Raw genomic sequence first — 19581 nt, forward strand, 5'->3', positions numbered from 1 at the left:
GAACATAATGATAAAAAGCAGAAAAACCCTTTTTATTAGCAGCGGCTAATCCCTTAAATAAATCAATAAGTTATAATTAGCCGCTAAAAAAGGGTCAAAACCAAGGGATGGTAGCTGATGAACTTAATCCATATGAGCTAAAAACTCCTGACGTCGGTTTGTCTTGTATTGGCCCTTGTTCGACAAATAACGGAAAACTTTGTCCTGATGACAAGCTTTTAAGGTACAGAAACGGTAAATGAGTACGTTGTTCCTTGCTTATTGGAATACACTGCCGAGCTTGTTCCTCCGTTAACCATCCTTTTTTAATCGAACGACGGCGAATCCTATCAACATTGCTTTTTACCTGCACTCGGCTAACACGACGATATCGAGCATCCTTAGGTACCAGCTTGATATCAATCACCTCAGTATAATCCCTGAGTCCTTTTAACCAAGATAATGTTTGCAAGTCATTCAGCGCTTCGCTTGAACCGTGAATTCTCAGCGTATCCCCCAGTGTTTTTCTCGCACACGGAAAACTGACCCCAATACGTCCGTTACCTACTTGCCCCAAAGCCCGATGCAGTTTAGCAAATAACGCTTCCATAAGGTCTTGCTGGCTAAATTCAGGATCGGGAAGAACACGGATTTCAAAGTAATAATCCATCTGATCCCCTTATTCACCTTTTTCACCAAAAACACCGCCACGAATTAGCGTCGCCATAACATAGTGTTGTTGCTCTACTTCTGGCGTTTTTCCTTTAACAACCCAGTTATCTAACAAAGTATAAAAATCCATTTTTACTTTAGGCTGACGATAAGCCTTACCACGACTGGTGACAGAACCATAGGGTTCAACCGCTATTGGGCCAAGACCTAATTCCATAGCGTCTGGGTACCATGTGTCAATGGTGCGGAGCGCATTACCCACTTTCTGCGAATGCAATGCAGCGATCTCATTGACCTGATATAACACTTTGCTTTTTTTACTGTTACTGTCGAGAACCAACTCTTGAGAAGGGAAAATTTCCTGCCCATGCCCCAAACGAACAAATGCCTCAACATTGAATAATGTTGATCTATCGCCTGACAATCCTTCTTCAATTTCGGCAGCAAGTTCAGCTAACTCACCGTCTACCTTACCAAATCCACGTAAGCTAAAATTTTCGCAATCAAACTCCCACCATTTGCCACTCTTACCACTTACGCGAACCTTCATTTCTTCTGCTCCAACTCGGTTACGCCACAAAAACCGTCCATTAGCCAAGTTTTCTGCATAACGTGCTGCAAGCGTTTTGAAACCATGTTCAGCGATATAACCGTTAATCACGTTTGCCAGTTCAGCTTGATAAGCCTGATCATTACATACTGATGGTGTTGAAAGATTGCCTAAGACCCGTAATGTAAAACTAACTTTTAGGGTATCAGCATCAAAAGGCAATGCGGCAACATCGACACGTTGCAGGTTTGCTTTTTGAATCTCCGCATCCAGTTTGGCTGGATCGCTGGTTAATGTGTTTTTCAAGCGGTTAGAGATCGTCCCTCTAACCGCTTTTTCCTGAATAGCAATAGGCTTCCATTCATTTATTTGACTCCAATTTCCAGCAAACATTAAAGCATCAGAGTTAGAAAGTTTACGTTCAAATGCCAGTACAGAAGCTGTTTTAATAGTTGATTTAGACATGTAGATATCCTTCTTTAAATTAATCAGTCGATTATTCTTACTTTCTTATTGGGTTTGGATTGACGGGAAACAGACTGTTGATTACAACACCTGTATATACCCTCTCCCTCTTGATAGTCATAACACCAGAGTAACTGGCGAATATCATCAATACGGTGCGGGCTTTTCCATTCACCTACCCCATAGATTGCTTCAACAAAACGAAATGGAGTATTAGGATCACGAGTTTTATCTACTGTCCCGGCGGAATATAATGGTGATATCGCTTGATAACCTGTCATCAAAGGGACTAAATATCCAGAACCTGGTTTAGGAATATATTCCCAAGATGCAGGATCACCAATTTCAGGTTGCTTATCATCCTGAGTAGGAATAGCCCGCATTTTAATAGTAGAAAAATCAAGCCAGGCATCAATCATCTCTGCTTGAGGATTATCCTGTTTTAATTCTTCGTAGTGTTCAGCTAACAATTCAGAGCGATCTAGCAAGGCAAAACCCGGTAATAAACGACGCATTAATTTACGGGTTGCCTGTTCTTCTTGCGGAAAAGCAATAACATTGACTTTAGTAATTTCAGTGATTGTACCACCGGCTAGTCGCTGAGTTGGACATATCTCCAGTAAATATTGTTCCAATTCGTTAGCTTCTGTATCGCCAGCAATTTCACCAGAACATTCTATTAATAAAGAAACTGTCATATGCATACGACCTTCTTCATTAATCGTCTCCGTTTTTGCTTCTTTGGTTAGAGGATTGCGAGTTAATGCAAAAACTTTATCTTTAATTGGATCGGACTGATATACATGAAGTTGGTGGTTATGACAAATTACACCACAATTTTCTAGTCTTAGATTATAGCTTTCTTGTAGCTTACGTGAGATAGCATGAGTAAACCCAAGAAAGTGAGTGATTGCCGGAAAACCATAGGTTAAACCAGTAATAGCATTAGCATTCTCTACTCGAATATGATGTAAAATAATTAAATGGCTCATAACGGTACCTCTGGCAATTCATCCTCAAATTCACGTAGCCGCTCTTTAAACACAGAAGCCCACTCACGACGTTCAGATAATCCCATTTCTAACCGCTCATGCCTTAAACTCTGATTCAGCCAGTAACTAAAATCTACGGCTATCTCTTTTTTCCAGTCACCACCTTCGCGTTCAAATTTAAACGTTTCATCTTGCTGACAACGATAAGGATCAAGCCAAAGTTGTTGAGCTCGTTTTAACTCACAACCTTCATTAGCACTCCAACCTTTCATCTCAATCAAATTTTGTATGACAACGACATAGTTAAATAAAATATCAATAATTTCATCAACATATCCCTGACGACATTGTTGGATCTCTAATGTGTTTTCATATTTTTGTACCCTTAACAAATACCGTTGCATCTGCCAAATAGTGCTACGGACTAATGATACAAACTCACAATCCAGATCAAAAATAGACCTATGTTTCATAGGTGGTTTAGTCATATTTTTCCATTCAGGAGCTGAACATGGTAAAAGATAGACTCGTCCACCCCGCATATTGTTAAGATAAGAGGTAATTTGTGGCTTAGTGCTACCAAAATACTGCACAGCAGTATTAGGATAAATCGCGATAATTTCAGGACGCCAAGATTCTTCTTTTTTCGCTTTGCTAATTTCTTTAGATAATTCACCAAAGCGTGCTCCAGTAATACGCTGATGCATGGTATGTGCCAGAGATGAAGAAAATAGTGGGCCTAATAAGTGATATTTATTATAGCCAACAGGAAAATAAAGCTGTTTCGCTAGTCTATGTGAAGAAAGTCGTTTATCTGATAAAATTTGACTAAACCCATTGATCCATAATTCAAGCTGCTGCTGATTTTTCGCCAGTGCAGCTAGTGCTGAATAGTCTGCCCGATTTATATTTGCCAGCAATGAATCACCTTCCCGATATTCCGTTAATAATAATTTCGCAATATCAAGAGCAGCCGCATTTCCTGCCGCATCTATGGCAGGTTTATCTAAAGCTGCCGTGGAAAGATATTTAATATCTTTTTTTACATTTGCTTTTGATTGTACCGCAAAAATACTGCTACCTCTTGCATCAGTATGAGTAAATTTCAGCACATGTGTCACTAAGCGGATTTGATCCACTCGATTAACCGCATCATCCAACCAATTTCTAACTTCATAGTGCTCTTCCCATTCCTTGCGTTTTTCAGCTAATTCTTGTTTAGCTAGCGTAATATCCTCCATAGAGGTTAGTTTTGCCAATTTTTTTTCAGCCTCTTTATCAAAAGCCTCCAGCTTTGATTGTTTACGGCTTTCAATATAATCGACAATAAATCGACTCAATCCATTTTCATTCATAGGCTCTTACCTACCTTATCAAAATGATTATCTGGTTGTCTGCTAAATTTAGCGCGAAAACATGATTTTGTACATCATCAACGAATAAATACTTCAGCTTTGAGCTCATCACCTTAACCAAGGTATTTTAATTTACTCCGTTCATTCTCTTTACCAAGATTTGGCCTCTGTATATTCCACAACAAAATACCTAAAAATCACCCTAATGTATCGCTGTAGTAATGAGAAATAGGGTATCAATCAAGTCATGGTATTAAATTTGTTTCTTCTGCCAATTCAAGATGAATCAGTATGCTCATAACATCTCATTATCAACGACATATTCATTAGACAGTTTATTTCTTTAAACGTTCAATTTATTTTAAAAAAGTCTCCCTTTTTTAAGTACTTTTGAGGGGTAACTCGCAATTTTATATATAATTTTCATAGTACTGCTCGTTATAAATAAGCTTAATACAAAACACTGGGCGTTATCCATAGGCATTAAGCTCAAACGAGCATAAAATTCTTCGACTACCATACGTGATAACAGCCAAATACATTTAATGTTTTCCATCTCTAGCCTCAATTCAAAACAATCAGCCACATTAAATCACTTCTCTCTCGAATCGGCGGATTTCGAACAGATCTCTTTGGGCATACGGTGTTAAACAATAGAAGAACAACATTAGTCGTACTTGCCTGTCTCTAGTTCATCAAAAAACGATTCACCATCAACTAGGTTGCCTGCTTCAATATCAGCTTCGGCTTGAATTGTTCTGGATTTCAAAAACTGAATCTTAAGCGCTTCAATGTTTTCATGTTCATCTATTGATAGAACAACAGCCACTGGCTTGCCGTTCTTATTAATCTGGATTAGAGCACGCTGCGCTCTTAACAACACATCACCAAAGTGAGTTTTAGCTTCATTGGCAAAAAGTGCATACATATTTGTAGTCTCGCTAATATCGATATCGTTCGACTCGCTTAGTTTGATCGAATCGAACGACAATCACCACGATCATTACCTAAAAACACCGCATATTATTCAACTAACTTCTCTAAACACCCCTAAAAATGGGTGGTAGCACCATTCTTCTCCGTCATTTTTTTCCCTGAGGCAAATCTCACCAAAACGCTGGCTGATATCTTTTAGTTCCATCTCATGGATACCAGCCAGATTCTGGTAAATGGTCTCAGTATCAAGTTCAATCCAAATATTTACACCCGACGCAAACAATAGCTCCTGTACATCCTTAAACTTACCATCGTCTTTTATCCCAGCAGGACCACTGTCTGGAGCCATAAATTTCGCCTTTTCACCCTCTTCTTCAAGCCACAGATAATACAATCGATCGGATTTATAACCAATTTCAGGCTTACGAAATGGCTTATAGAGTTGAAGTTCCGCACACCATGAAACCTGTTTTCGCCACCAAAGAGCTGAGCAGTAACCGTGTTTATTATCAGAAACACCTTGAAGCTCTTCCCATAAACGTTGATGCTCAAGATCGACCAAATTTTCAAACGGTGAACTATCTCCAGCATTATCGCGTTCCTTTATTCTCGGCAATGCACTGATTAGTTCATATTGATAAGGTTCCAGTAATTCATGTAAATCATGACTAGCAAAAAGATAATCTTTCGATTCAAACCCTGGGCGACAATAAACCGGATGTTCTAAATTAGTCGCTTTAAGTGCGTTATAGTTTTTCGCCAGAATATGCAGATTAGGCACCCGTGGTTCTTTTCGTCGATGACGTTGAATACGTCCAGCAAGTTGTATCAATGAACGCATTGAACTGGGTTCGGCAATGGACCAGTCGTAATCGTGATCCCTCCCTACTTCAGCTACAGAGGTTGCTATTACCACAAAAATATGATGCCTTTCTGGTGTCTCTTCTAATGCTTTGCGAATTTCCGCCACCTGCCACAACGATTCTTCATCGTATCGTGTTAACGTTGAATCCAACCGATGTTCAAGATGAGAACGTATCGCCAAAGGATGCTGGCTGTGATAGACACAATAATGGATACGTACATTTTTAGGGGATGGTATCTGTAATAACCGCTGTGCAACAGCAACCAATGGATCAATATTTGCCATACGGATTAAACCAATAGAGACGGTTTTACCCGACGAATGAGTTTGATGATGCTCCTCACGCAATTTCAATATAGAGTGATGCATCACTTCGGCGATAGTATTAATAACACCATTAACTTTACGACTTTCAGAAATAATCGGTACAAGTTCAGCTTTACGCAATGGCACCGTTTCTTTAAGCCTGCTAATACGCTTATTAACGAAAATGTTATGCTGTTCCTGAAACTGATATGCATCGACCACATCCTGTTGAGTTGTTTCATATTCATCAAACCAAGCACAACAGATATTCACCGGGGCACCTGGTTGACCACATGCCAACTGGTAATCTTGACGTCCAGCACGATAAGCATTAAACAACACCTGAACCAGCGCAGGTGGTAACGTGGCAGATGAAAACAATACCCGCGAACCCAATAGTCCTGCCCAATTCACTAATCGGCATAAAGCCGACAAATCGTTAATATCAAAATCATCAGGTTCATCTAACACTAAATCAGAAGTGAGCAATCTCAACATAGGTGCAATTTGCTTTCCACCACGAATACCCTCAGTAGCGGGAATTAAATGGTCGATGGTTGCCACCAACACAGGGGCGCTAAGTAGCTTATTAAGTTTATTATCTTTACGTAGCCAATGACTCAGACGCCCATCATCTAAGCTACCGTCATAACTGACATATTGATGCTCTGCAAATAACTCTTCTGCGGATATACTACCCACATCAGGCTCAAGCGCCTTTTGGCGGAGTTGATGTAATTCTTTCACTGCCTGAGAACCAATAAGCACCGCCAGATCATCTTCTTCCAAATGCAATCTTTTACGTAATGCATCACCGGTTTGTAACGTTAACGTTCTTAACCCCAAAGCGATAGAGAAACGGCATCCTTGTTTTTCATCAGCTAATCCATACATGATGCGTGCATTAGCAAAAGTTTTACCACAACCAGTAGAAGCCATATTAATGCCAAAAAAACCTTGTTCTACTGAACGCTCACGCAAAGCACACGCCGCATCAAATGCCTGATCTTGCCAGCGATATTTTTCGTCTTTACTACGTTGTTTAAATCCTTTGTGACGAGTAATTGCAGGTAGCGTTTTGCGGATATGTGGCAAGCTTCTCCCTAATAATAAAGCATTCTGCCCAACACCAATATTATGTTCATCTAATCGCTGCTTGCACTTACCGGTGGTTCTATCAGTATTGGCAAACACATCATAGTTAACATCCTGCCAACCCAAAGTTGCAGGCAACGATGAATAATGATGATCGGCCAGCATTAAAACCAGTCGAGACATATGACTGGTGAAACGCTGGTTCAGATTGCCATATTGCGATAATGACGTTGATTGCAGCGCTCTTCGCGCAAATTTTTGTGCTTTCTGACGCCAAGTCTGACTGCGGATAGGTGTACCATTTGGGAATGTCCAGACATCACGTTTATCCTGATTACTCCAGTCCTTATTATCCATGTTGACTGAGTTCCATGACGGTTCTAAGTGAATCAGCCAACTATCAATATCTTTTAATTGTGGTCTGCGTACATACCGATCGTCATAACTAGGATAAACAGGAAGACGATGATGAGAGAGGATTAGCCAAGCAACAGTGGTTGCCAATGGCGGTAAATCAGTAAAAGGGTTTACATAGGAATTGATACCATCCTTAACCAAACGGGAAAGAATCTTATCCTCATCACTAGGCTCAATCTGACTTAACGAAGTCAACCACTCCTTATCATTTTGATTATCAACAAATGCCCGAAATAACCGCAGAGATACCCATTCATGTCGATATGGTTGAAACCGCCCATCTCCTCGTAAACCTTGCTGGAACAACGCATTAGCTTTACCAAAATCATGAAATAACCCGGCAATCGCTGCCAATAAGCTGATAGCCTCTACACTATGCCAATGATTTTCATCCTGACTTTTCAGCACATCACGTTGTGTTGTATTTGTAGGTACAACTCCTCGTGAGTTAAAGCGCCGCAAATTCCCGACTATCCATAACAGCTCAGTTTGACCACCACTTTTTATCCAATGGCAAGCCACCGCCGTATTACGACGTGCCGTTTTACGCAATAGCTTACGCAAAGTATTTAAACCTTCCAGTGTGATAGCCGTTTGCCAAGTTCTATCACCTTTACGTTCAGCAAATTGATCCAAAATTCGGCGGGTTTCTGTTAGCGCGCGTTTATTACATTGAGAGACTAAAAGAATATTCATCGTGCCACCTGACTCAGTTGTTGAGCCGTTGTTTGCAAGGCATCAATCATAGTGTCCAATGCCTCAGCTTTTTGAAATCCACTAATACAGCGTTGGCGAAACTCCTGTTCATCTTCTCCTTCCATTGCCGCAATAAATGCTTGTGGCAATACCAACGCATCTTTAATCAGATCAGCAACATCAAAAACTAAACCACCACGACGGGTTTTACCATGTAACACCGCCAAACCATGTGGTAAACCAATGACCCAAGTCGCAACAGCCGCCAATCCGTAAGCCAGATAATTACCATGATCAAGAAAACGGTTGGCCAAATCGACACCGCCGCCGCGTTTTGCCCGAACAAAATCGCCATAACTCACTGCATTTGCCGCCAATTTGTATAATGCTTTAGTCATCACAGCTTCTTGAGCCATTAAGTCTTTATTATCGCGACAATTTGCAAGATTCTGCTCATAACGTGTGAGTAATGACAATAAACTCTCACTATTAAATATAAAAGCGTTATCTCGCAACATTCGAATACTTAGCCAATGTTCACGAATTTGTGCGATACGAATTTTTTGAAAAGCAATTGCTGCGGCTAATCGTTTTTCGTCATCAAACCAAAAACTCACCCAATCTTGTAAATACTCCGTAGGGCGATATTCGCTTTGCGGTGTCAGCCAAGATATATCAACTTCAACTTCATTAGCCGCAAATAGCGGTGTACCTCCACCTCCACAAAAACCAACTAAAACACCCGCCTTAGCAAATTCACGCATTGCTGCCTGAGTAATAGAAGTACCCGTTCCCAACATAATAACGGTGGTATTTGCAATTGGGATATTCCAATACAGGGATTGCTTTCCCTCATCAGTGACATACTCAACGCGGCCACCATTGACTAATACTCGACAATATTGCAGGTAATAAATATTCGAGCGTTTGGAATGCAAAATAGTTTTAAGGTCACTCGGAGAAAAGTTGTTATCCATAATGTAGAATTACCTAACTAATTAATTTAACTTATGGTAAATACTATGTATAAATTTTACATAAGTAAAACATCACAAAGGTAAATTAAAAAAATTTACAATTCTTTACTAATTAACAGCATAGTACCTTTCCTAAACAGGAATAATTATACTCTAAGCTATCTGTGTAGCAGCACACTCGATAGGAGAAGAGGAAAACCTTCTGTTTTTAAGCTGCCTGTACGGCAGTGCACTTCCCGAGCGATTAAGCCAGCCCTCCGCGCCGGTTTCTAAGCTGCCTGTACGGCAGTGCACGCCTTTTATCCCAATCATCTTTCTCTGCTGTATTTCTAAGCTGCCTGTACGGCAGTGCACCCTCAGAAAATACGCCGCTCGTATTATCATGTTTTCTAAGCTGCCTGTACGGCAGTGCACGTGAAGATGAGAATCTAGGCGCATATCAACAATTTCTAAGCTGCCTGTACGGCAGTGCACCCATTAAAGCCGTATCATAGTCAGTTTTTTCATTTCTAAGCTGCCTGTACGGCAGTGCACGCTTCCGACTGTTCAAGGATGCCCACCTGACTTTTCTAAGCTGCCTGTACGGCAGTGCACGTAACAAACCGCCGACAATCTGCGCCGATAGCTTTCTAAGCTGCCTGTACGGCAGTGCACATCAATACCAATGCGTTCGATACGCAGCAAATTTTCTAAGCTGCCTGTACGGCAGTGCACGAACTCCGTTACGTTCACGGCTCTGCGGCTAATTTCTAAGCTGCCTGTACGGCAGTGCACTCATCCACGCTACCGTCCAATTATTTATGCCTTTTCTAAGCTGCCTGTACGGCAGTGCACTTCATACCCAGTCAACTCCACCATCTCTTCATTTTCTAAGCTGCCTGTACGGCAGTGCACTTATACGGCTTTGCGTGACGAACAAATCGAGTTTTCTAAGCTGCCTGTACGGCAGTGCACATTAAGGACTTTGATGAGATTCTTTTCCATGTTTTTTAAGCTGCCTGTACGGCAGTGCACTGTTACATATTAACTTCAACGTGTTGATTTTTAAAGAGCATAGCTACTAAAAAGTGAAAAAACCCTTTTTATAAGTGATAATTAATTTATCCATAAAATCAATCAATTACAACTCCCTTCAAAAAAAGGGTAAAAATAAGGTAGCAGCAAAAATATCATCACATACTTAAGTCGTCTGTCCTAAGATCTGTGCAGTAAGTGAGAATTGTTGCCTATAAAGCGTTCAACGATGATGAAGCCAATTCACTGAACTCGATTATCAACAAAAATCAGTACCTCTTAATCTCGCAGCCTCTTTCAATAGTGACATCATCCAATATTCCAACAGTTGTATTAATTTCACCATGTACTTAAATATTGAAAAATTCAATGTTACCCAATTTACCAAGTATCCAATTCATATTTCCAGCAACATAATTATCTTGATTAAAGATATAATATATATTACATGTTATTATGAAACCAAATATAAACATTACAGGTAAAAAATGATTATTTACTGCCACCATTTCAATCAAATTCATCTACTCATGAATTATTTTATTTTCATTCACCTATTTTATTAGCTAATAGTCCTATAATGACTCACCTCCAGAATATATCACCATTATATCAATTAATTATTAATCCATTTCAGCAGCTATTCCCATACTTAAATAAAAACATTAGGTTATTTTTTCATGTATCCCATATTCCATTCCATCTAAACAATGGTGGATTATCTCTATAATTAAGGAAATGCCCCAAAAATATCAGAACATTTCTTAAGTTAAACGCATTGCTTACTCTTAGCGCCGTAGTATGGTGTAAGAAAATATCATGTTACGAAGATAATCGTTGTCAATTTTATTATCAATGATTTCACCGGTCTCAAGAATCAATCGATGAGTTGGTTCTTTTGAGCAAAGAATCATGAGCCGCATTTTATCTTTTATAAGCCAGCTATCATTGCTCGCAGGACTAAGCCAGTGAGATTTGAGTAAGATATTCCCCTGACTATCACAAGGCATTTCATTAAATTTTACCGTCCAGTTAGCATCAACCTCCGTTTTTTTATTGATAGGCCCGTTCTCACCTTGAATATCAACAGAACCATAAAATAGGAATTCACCATCAATAAGGTGAACCTTACCGTTACGCCCCGAATATCCTAACCCAATATTTTTAGGGATATTTACCAATGTTTGATATTGAACACCTTTAACCAAATACATCATGTTTCAATCTCCTTTGGTATAGTTACTGTATGAAAATAGAATTCAACCACTCCTGATTTAACTAACAAATGCAATATTATCACTCTATGAATAAATAATTTCATATTCCTTTAAATAATTCATTAGTTTTTTCTACTCCATGCTCCCCCTGATATTTTAAACCATCTATATTATTGAAGGTAAAAACCATTTAAATAAATTAATTTTTCATATAAAAATCAAATTAATTCTTTGCATTAAAAAATCTATAAACCATTATTTTTAATTCTAAAAAATCACATGCATTTCAATTAAAATTAATTATAAAAAAACCATTTGGAATTTGTCGAACATAAGGATTAATAGAATAAAAAGTTATTAAGCATCAATTTTTAATCATTATCGCTAGAAAATCAAGACAAATTCACATCCTTGTGATTTTATATTGTTTCACTGAGCTACTTAAAATATCAGAGTTTATTAAAAAACAATTTATTTCCAATGGATTTTTATTAACTATTTTGAGATTTCGATGCATATAATCAATAAGTATATTTCTCATGAAATTCTTTCCTGAGTTGTTTGGGTAGTCTCTTAGCCAAATTTTCTATTTCTATGCGGTAATAGCTTTCAATTTCATTAACCATTTTTTCTGGACTAGATTTAATTAATCGTTCCGTTAATTCTTTAATCTTATCTTCAACCAGCTCATTACCGTCTCTTCCCCACCGATAAAATGAAAAAGGAGCAAGTTCTGATGGAGTGAAACTTTTAAGTTTCTCTAGATCCATTTTCTCTTTTTTTAGTTCCATTTATTCTTTAATCTCAGACCCAAAATGCTTACATTTAATAGCCATTAGGTTAATTTTTTCAGCACAAAACGGGCAGTTTACGTAATTCTCTTGATTATCCTTTTTTCTGCTACCGAACAAAATCATTATTAAGCCACCAAATATTATATTAGTAAGCTCATGAATATATTTCACATCCAATTATATTTACCGAACCACTTTTACATTATTAATAAATGAAAACAATTAACTACTCAGAAATAAACATTAATTTTACAGATAAAACTGCTTGTAATATATCTCACCAAATAACTGCAATGATAAAAATATCATTATTAAATTACGACTACCTAAAAGAAAAGAGAGAAATTATTGAATAATGGGAAAGTAAGCTGCTATCACTGTGAACAATAAGGGCCAAATGGCCCTATCATTATGCAGCCTTTACAATATAGTTAAATGCGATATTACGAGGACGATTCTCTGAAGCTACAGGAACAACCCTTGACGCCAGGAATCCAAAGCCATATGGAGTATCCCCGTTAGAGACATTTAATGATTTGAAAGTGCCATCTAAGGCTATTCCAAGAACTTGACTAGCATAAATAGCCCCTCTTGTTGCCAAATGATAGTTTGGTGCTATCATGCCGGCGAATGAACCCTCAATATTTCTGATGGCATCCCCCTGAGAAGTTAAAATTCTACGGCCACTATCAATACCTCGTTTATCATCCCAGCCTCGAATAAATTCCCCTCTTAAATCGGGCAATTTACCGTCAGGATAAGCTTCTGCTAACTTTGGATACTGTAATTTATCAAAAGCTGAACCGTTACAAGTAAAATAGCCAGTAGGTGGATGAGGCAATGGCCAAGGAATAGGAGAACCAACAGGAACTTCACTGATTGTTTCAATTCGATTATCTGTATATTCACGTAATGAATTTACTATTTCCTGAGCAAGCTTTTGTGTAATAGCCAATGTGTCACTATTGCCAATCACATTTGTAAGCTGGATAACACCTTTTTGTGTTAATGAAGCGTTGGGAATGCTTGTTGCAATTTTTTGTTCTAATGCTTGATTTAATTGTGCGGTAAGTTTGGCTATGTCTCCATTATCCAAAACCTCAGCACCAGATTGTTCTGCAATAAAATTAGCCACAACAGATGATATTATTGAGGACTGGCGTAATACCTTATTTAACACATGTGTAGAAACATTCTCCGGTGGAAACCCCGTCTGTAAATTCTGACTTTCTTCATATTTTTCTTGACTCACTATATTAGCATCATCACTAATAGAAAATGCTTTAAAATCATTTTTTTGGTTCATATACCTTCCTTAAATAAAATAATACCATTTCATAATCAATATATTTAAATCAATATAAAAACAATCACCTTGCAACTCATGCCAATCAAAGTCTAGTTTAGAAAAATAATAAAGTGTTGTTCTTATTCCTTATAAGGTTAACTAATTTTGTATAATTGGTTACAATAAGCAATTCGATATCAAGAAGTTACTAATCTTTCCCCTTTTTCATTTCTTACTACAGTTTTTTTATTCCAAGTTATAGACTGAACCTCATTCAGTATCCTAACTCAACATCAACAAAACCATTGCTTGGATTCACATAATAAGTGCAACATCGTTAATCCGGAAGTAAACATGTTCGTATTCCTTTAAATAATTCATTCGGGGTTTTCCCTCCCCGGGTTTTTCGGGGGCGATTATTTAATCGGTTTACCACAAAATTTATTTCCTGATCAGAGACTTCATTAAAATCAGTTCCCTTTGGAAAGTATTGTCTGATGAGTCCATTGATATTCTCATTTATCCCTCTTTCCCAGGGCGAGTAAGGCGCTTTTTTTGTCTTTCCCCATTATCGTATCCCCTTCCCAGTCGCCAATACGTTCTTTTTTATCAACGATTTCCGGGCGAACATCAATACTGACCCGGTTTTTAATTTTGCCTCTTCTTTCATAGCGACCATAGCGTTTGCGATAAGGTTTTCTGGCTAACGGGATCTCACGGTGACACTTTCGGGTTCAATTGGGATGCTAATATTAATGGAGTCAGAAGAAAAGAATTACGTGAAAAGCTATTTTTTAATGAAGACAAAGATGATAGAAAAGGAAGTTATTATAAAAGTAAGCCAATACATATCAAAGATGTCAGAAAAACTACCTATAAGGAGATGGAAGAAATTATTAATTCCGCGGATTATCATGTTATTTTAGGATATTGTTTTAGTCGCAATGATCAGGCTTTGCGCTTTTATATCAATACAAATCCAGTAACAAGTTATGTTGATAATTAACCTGAACTTCGATTAAGAGGGAAATTCAAGACATCACAGTCCGCTCAGTTTCTTGCTTAATATTCCTTCAATATAAAAGAAAGTATGCTATTATTCGCCTATGAAGAAAAAAAACACACCAACGCCACATGATGCTATTTTCAAACAGTTTTTAAGTCATATTGATACGGCCAGAGACTTTCTGGAGATACATTTGCCTGCGACATTACGGGCAGTTTGTGATCTGGATACATTGCAATTGGCATCAGGGTCGTTTATTGAAGACAATCTGCGGGCGCATTATTCCGACATTTTGTATTCACTGAAAACGGTGCAAGGTGACGGTTATGTGTACTGCGTGATCGAACACCAGAGTTCCCCGGACAAAATGATGGCATTTCGATTGATGCGCTATAGTATTTCAGCCATGCAACGGCATCTGGAACAGGGACATGAAAAATTACCGCTGGTCATTCCGGTGTTGTTCTATCACGGGAAAATACAGCCATATCCCTGGAGTACCAATTGGCTAGACTGCTTCGATGATCCAGCTCTGGCGAAGGAGCTCTATTCCGGTCCATTCCCGTTGGTAGATGTGACGGTAATTTCGGATGATGAAATCCTGACGCATAAACGGGTCGCGCTACTGGAAATGGTACAAAAGCATATCTGGCAGCGTGATATGATGGGATCACTGCAAAAACTGTCCATATTGCTGGCGTATGGTTACCATACGGAAGAGCAGCTAAGAAGCGTGCTAAACTACTTATTACAGGCGGGAGATACCGCCGATCCAGAGGGTTTTATCCGGCGACTGGCAGAGCAGTCACCGAGGTATGAGGAGGTACTGATGACAATAGCGCAAAGATTGGAACATAAAGCACGTCAGGAAGGGCGTCAAGAAGGACTCCAAGAAGGACTCCAAGAAGGACGTCAAGAAGGACGCCAAGAAGGACGCCAAGAAGGACGCCAGGAGGCAACGTTAAAAATTGCTCATGCATTGCTGAACAGCGGAATTGATCGTGAAACGGTGATGAAAACCACCGGCCTGAGTCAGAACGAACTTGAGCAAATACGCCACTAACTCGTGCTGGGAGTTCTTAATCAGTATTCAACGATTCGTGTTAAAAGAGAATCTTACGGTGACTGGCAGAACAGTCACCGAGGCATGAATCTTGACCGTGAAACGGTGATGGAAATCACCAGGGTGGACTTGGACAAACGTCCGACAAACTTACTATTGATACGTTATCGGCATAAAAATGCTTGAGTCAATGCACAAAACGCATAGAAGCGACACATTTACATTCCAAGCGAAAGACTGGGTTTGAATCCACGTGCTTCTGAAATCGCTGTTCTCTCTTTTCACCCCAATAATCATTCTAACTAATTTCACTAGCAATCATTTTCATGATTATATTTTTATTCAACAATTAATTTATTGTTGAAATTATTAAAGAACAAAACCACCTGACAATGAAAAACCCCATAATCGCATGATATTATTCAACATGAAAATCACACCTGTTATTTATTTTCACGTTTACAGAAAGCAATAAACTAACGCTGATACACAAAATCATCAAAACCCGCCACATCAATTAAAAATAAACATCATTATTAATTGATGCTACCACCTAAAAATCCATTCTCTATAATCACCTCGCTTTATCAAAAGTGATTTAAATAATCATTGAACACATTCTTTAATACGAACAAAGACCTCTATAAATCAGGTTGTTGCGGTAGCTATACCCAATCGTTAGGTACTAAGGAAAACAAAGTAATAGACGTTTTCCTCATATTTCAAATGTAAACAATCAAGGAAAAAATCATGGCTATAACTCCAGAACAAATTGCTGTTGACTATCCCATTCCTGCTTATCGGTTTGTTGTCTCTATTGGTGATGAAAAAATCCCTTTTAACAACGTTTCCGGGCTCGATATTTCTCATGACGTCATCGAATATAAAGATGGTACCGGTAATTACTATAAAATGCCGGGCCAACGTCAATCGATCAATCTGACTCTGCGTAAAGGCGTCTTCTCCGGCGACACTAAGCTTTTTGACTGGATTAATTCTATTCAACTTAATCAAGTTGAGAAAAAAGATATCGCAATTAGCCTGACCAACGAAGCCGGCACCGAAATTCTAATGACCTGGAATGTGACAAATGCTTTCCCAACGTCATTCACCTCCCCTTCTTTTGATGCCACCAGCAATGATATCGCTATTCAAGAAATAGCACTGGTCGCGGATCGAGTCACCATTCAAGCACCTTAATAGATCCACAATAGTGATCTATCCCGGAGTTTATATTAAAGAAAACAATCGGCTGACATCACTAATGATCCATGCACTAACACATGATGATCAACATTGGCATGGCTCATTAGTTCGACCGAATTCATCATCCTACTGTTTGCGCAAAATATCGCACAATAACCTGGAGGCAATATGCCAATAACCCCAACTTATCCCGGCGTTTATATTGAAGAGGACGCTTCACCCGCACTCTCGGTTCGTGCGGGTGCAACGGCAGTACCTGTTTTTGCCGTCGCAAATAATAATTCATTAATATCAGGTAAACCCTATATTCGCGTTAGTAGCTGGCTAGAGTATTTGACATTAAAAGGTGGGCAATTTAATCCTTCCGATAAACTGGATATCGCACTGCGGGCCTATTTTATTAATGGCGGTGGATATGCTTATCTCGTCAAAACTCAAGATTTAGAACAGCAAGTTCCGGTACTTGATGATGTCACGCTATTGGTTGCCGCCGGAGAAGAGATCACCACCGCCGTCGGGACACTTTGTCAATCAGGCAAAGGATTATTCGCCATTTTTGATGGCCCAACCACCCAAATAACCTCAAGCCTACAGCCAGACGATGTTGTTAAATCTTATCCGGCAACTCAATATGGCGCGGTTTACTACCCCTGGCTAACCGCTGAATGGGGAGAAAAGAGAGCCTTGGTTGACATTCCACCGAGCGCCGTCATGGCTGGTATTTATGCCAGTGTCGATAACAACCGGGGCGTCTGGCAAGCTCCCGCCAACGTTCCTGTTCAGGGCGGATTACAACCTAAATATCCGATGACTGACGACCTGCAAAGGAGATATAACCAAGGTAAGGCGCTGAATATGATCCGTACCTTTCCTAAGAGCGGTACGCTGGTCTGGGGAGCCAGAACCCTTGAGGACAGCGATAACTGGCGTTATATCCCGGTTCGTCGCCTGTTTAACAGCGCGGAACGAGACATTAAAAACGCCATGAGTTTCGCAGTATTTGAGCCTAACAGCCAACCCACTTGGGAAGCGGTGCGCCGGGCGATTGATAACTATCTCCATTCCCTCTGGCAACAAGGCGGATTGATGGGTAGCAAAGCTGAACAGGCTTATTTTGTTCAAATCGGTAAAGGCGTCACCATGACTGATGACGATATTAAGCAGGGCAAAATGATCGTCAAAATCGGCATGGCCGCTGTTCGTCCAGCCGAATTCATTATCTTGCAGTTCACACAGAATATCGCACAATAATCGGAGGCAACATGCCAACAACACCGACCTATCCCGGCGTTTATATTGAAGAAGATGCGTCATTATCGCTCTCTATCAGCCACGGGAACACCGCAATACCTGTTTTTATTGGCCGCTTCCAGCCTAAAAAAACCAGCGCAACCTTAAAAGCGATACGTGTTAGTAGCTGGCTGGATTTTACGAATCTCTTTAATGTCGGTTGTATTACGTCAATCGCCATCACATCGACTAAACCAACGCCACCGCCTCCCACTCCGCCTTCCGGGAAAGTTGAAAGTGATGCTGCGGTTGTTGCTACAACCGATATCGCTCTTAACGCGGGTGATACAAGTTCCGGTTACACTTACGCTGTCGCTGTTGGTACCTATACAACCAGCAGTGATGCGGTAAAACTTTATTTTCAAAATGGCGGTGGGCCTTGTTATATCCTGCCGGTTGCTAATCCCCAAGATACTGCCACTTCGGCATTAATCCCTGAGTTAATTGAGCAGGCTCTGGAGATTACCTTAATCGTCTGCCCTGAACAGGATTCTTCTTACCAGAGTGCAATATATAGCAGCTTAACCCCCGCATTATTGAATACCGGCTATTTCCTTATCGCTGACAGCCAAACTAAAACCAGCATACCGGGCGTTAATGTGCAATCGCAAACCGCAACTTACTATCCGGCGGTGAAAGTCTCACAACTTATGCAAGCGGAAGATAGTGCTATAACAGTTTCAGGTTATGAAGATGCAGCAACAAAACCCGATGCCATCACCAACCTGACACAACTCAAACAGAAAAACTCAACTGTCTACCAACAAGCGGTTAAAGCAATACAAGACAAAATAGCCGCCAACGGCAACACGATTCCTGCCAGTGCAGTGATGGCAGGCGTGTATTGTGCTACCGATGCCAGCCGTGGTGTCTGGAAAGCCCCGGCGAATGTCGTGCTAAGCGGAATTAGTGATGTCACTGAACGACTCAATGACGATGAGCAAGGCACCATGAATCAACAGGGCATTAATGCCATCCGCTACTTCAATCATCGGGGATTTGTGGTATGGGGCGCACGGACGCTGAAAAATGATGACAACTGGCGTTACATTCCGGTACGGCGGCTCTTTAATAGCGCAGAGCGGGATATCAAACAAGCGATGCAATCCGTCGTCTTTGAACCCAATAGCCAACCCACCTGGGAACGGGTGAAGTCAGCCATTGACAACTATCTCTACTCTTTATGGCAACAAGGAGCATTAGCGGGAAATAAACCACAGGAAGCCTATTTTGTTCAGATTGGCAAAGGTATCACCATGTCTGACGACGACATTAAACAAGGGAAAATGATTGTCAAAGTGGGTATGGCCGCTGTTCGTCCGGCTGAATTTATTATCCTTCAGTTTTCACAACAGGTAGCACAGTAATCGTACTGAGACGCGGTTAAACGCCGCGTCT

Annotated in this window: 16 protein-coding genes, 1 pseudogene and 1 CRISPR repeat array; of the genes and pseudogenes, 6 read left to right on the forward strand and 11 right to left on the reverse strand. The window is 39.9% G+C overall.

Annotated features, from left to right (window positions below; all coding sequences use genetic code 11):
- Positions 1–94: 94 nt before the first annotated feature.
- From cas6f to EAE91_RS04110, 11 genes and pseudogenes are all read right to left on the reverse strand, one after another.
- Positions 95–649, reverse strand: coding sequence for a type I-F CRISPR-associated endoribonuclease Cas6/Csy4 (cas6f, locus tag EAE91_RS04060; protein ID WP_214087360.1), 555 nt, complete (start codon positions 647–649; stop codon positions 95–97).
- Positions 650–658: 9 nt separating this feature from the next.
- Positions 659–1666, reverse strand: coding sequence for a type I-F CRISPR-associated protein Csy3 (gene csy3 / locus EAE91_RS04065; protein WP_214087361.1), 1008 nt, complete (start codon positions 1664–1666; stop codon positions 659–661).
- Positions 1667–1689: 23 nt separating this feature from the next.
- A complete protein-coding gene (csy2, locus tag EAE91_RS04070) occupies positions 1690–2658 on the reverse strand; it encodes a type I-F CRISPR-associated protein Csy2 (RefSeq protein ID WP_214087362.1) in 969 nt (322 codons plus the stop codon).
- Positions 2655–4013 (reverse strand): type I-F CRISPR-associated protein Csy1, encoded by a 1359-nt coding sequence (gene csy1, locus EAE91_RS04075; RefSeq protein WP_214087363.1) that lies wholly within the window; start codon positions 4011–4013, stop codon positions 2655–2657. The genes csy2 and csy1 overlap by 4 nt, the downstream gene beginning before the upstream one ends.
- Positions 4014–4680: 667 nt before the next feature.
- A complete protein-coding gene (locus EAE91_RS04080) occupies positions 4681–4941 on the reverse strand; it encodes a type II toxin-antitoxin system prevent-host-death family antitoxin (protein WP_214087364.1) in 261 nt (86 codons plus the stop codon).
- A 99-nt stretch (positions 4942–5040) separates the two neighbouring features.
- The gene (gene cas3f, locus EAE91_RS04085; RefSeq protein ID WP_214087365.1) at positions 5041–8328 is read right to left on the reverse strand and encodes a type I-F CRISPR-associated helicase Cas3f; all 3288 of its coding nucleotides are present in this window, start codon (positions 8326–8328) and stop codon (positions 5041–5043) included.
- Positions 8325–9305, reverse strand: a complete 981-nt coding sequence (gene cas1f / locus EAE91_RS04090) for a type I-F CRISPR-associated endonuclease Cas1f (protein WP_214087366.1) — start codon at positions 9303–9305, stop codon at positions 8325–8327. The genes cas3f and cas1f overlap by 4 nt, the downstream gene beginning before the upstream one ends.
- 205 nt (positions 9306–9510) lie before the next feature.
- Positions 9511–10319: a CRISPR direct-repeat array (repeat unit 28 nt; unit sequence TTTCTAAGCTGCCTGTACGGCAGTGCAC).
- Between the two features lie 788 nt (positions 10320–11107).
- Positions 11108–11536 (reverse strand): hypothetical protein, encoded by a 429-nt coding sequence (locus EAE91_RS04095; RefSeq protein WP_214087367.1) that lies wholly within the window; start codon positions 11534–11536, stop codon positions 11108–11110.
- 521 nt (positions 11537–12057) lie between these two features.
- Positions 12058–12327 (reverse strand): hypothetical protein, encoded by a 270-nt coding sequence (locus EAE91_RS04100; protein WP_214087368.1) that lies wholly within the window; start codon positions 12325–12327, stop codon positions 12058–12060.
- A gap of 412 nt (positions 12328–12739) precedes the next feature.
- Entirely contained in the window at positions 12740–13636 is an 897-nt protein-coding gene (locus EAE91_RS04105; protein WP_214087369.1) for a phage tail protein, read from the reverse strand.
- Positions 13637–13955: 319 nt separating this feature from the next.
- Positions 13956–14337, reverse strand: a pseudogene (locus tag EAE91_RS04110) (transposase); the annotation flags it as partial.
- Between the two features lie 32 nt (positions 14338–14369).
- Between EAE91_RS04110 and EAE91_RS24900 the strand changes: the two are divergent.
- The 6 genes from EAE91_RS24900 to EAE91_RS04140 all read left to right on the forward strand — a co-directional run bounded on the left by EAE91_RS24900 (position 14370) and on the right by EAE91_RS04140 (position 19550).
- A complete protein-coding gene (locus EAE91_RS24900; protein ID WP_376744762.1) occupies positions 14370–14624 on the forward strand; it encodes a hypothetical protein in 255 nt (84 codons plus the stop codon).
- A gap of 100 nt (positions 14625–14724) precedes the next feature.
- On the forward strand, positions 14725–15687 hold the full coding sequence (locus EAE91_RS04120) for an Rpn family recombination-promoting nuclease/putative transposase (protein ID WP_214087370.1): 963 nt from the start codon (positions 14725–14727) through the stop codon (positions 15685–15687).
- 3 nt (positions 15688–15690) lie between these two features.
- The gene (locus EAE91_RS04125) at positions 15691–15873 is read left to right on the forward strand and encodes a hypothetical protein (RefSeq protein ID WP_214087371.1); all 183 of its coding nucleotides are present in this window, start codon (positions 15691–15693) and stop codon (positions 15871–15873) included.
- A gap of 564 nt (positions 15874–16437) precedes the next feature.
- Positions 16438–16887: a phage tail protein gene (locus EAE91_RS04130; protein WP_214087372.1), complete on the forward strand. Its 450-nt coding sequence runs from the start codon at positions 16438–16440 to the stop codon at positions 16885–16887.
- A gap of 174 nt (positions 16888–17061) precedes the next feature.
- Complete coding sequence (locus EAE91_RS04135; RefSeq protein WP_214087373.1) at positions 17062–18144, forward strand: phage tail sheath family protein; 1083 nt, start codon at positions 17062–17064, stop codon at positions 18142–18144.
- An 11-nt stretch (positions 18145–18155) separates the two neighbouring features.
- Positions 18156–19550, forward strand: coding sequence for a phage tail sheath family protein (locus EAE91_RS04140; protein ID WP_214087374.1), 1395 nt, complete (start codon positions 18156–18158; stop codon positions 19548–19550).
- Positions 19551–19581 lie beyond the last annotated feature (31 nt).

Origin of the sequence: Photorhabdus noenieputensis, from assembly GCF_018448935.1 — a bacterium.
In the GTDB taxonomy this organism is placed as follows: Bacteria; Pseudomonadota; Gammaproteobacteria; order Enterobacterales; family Enterobacteriaceae; genus Photorhabdus; species Photorhabdus noenieputensis.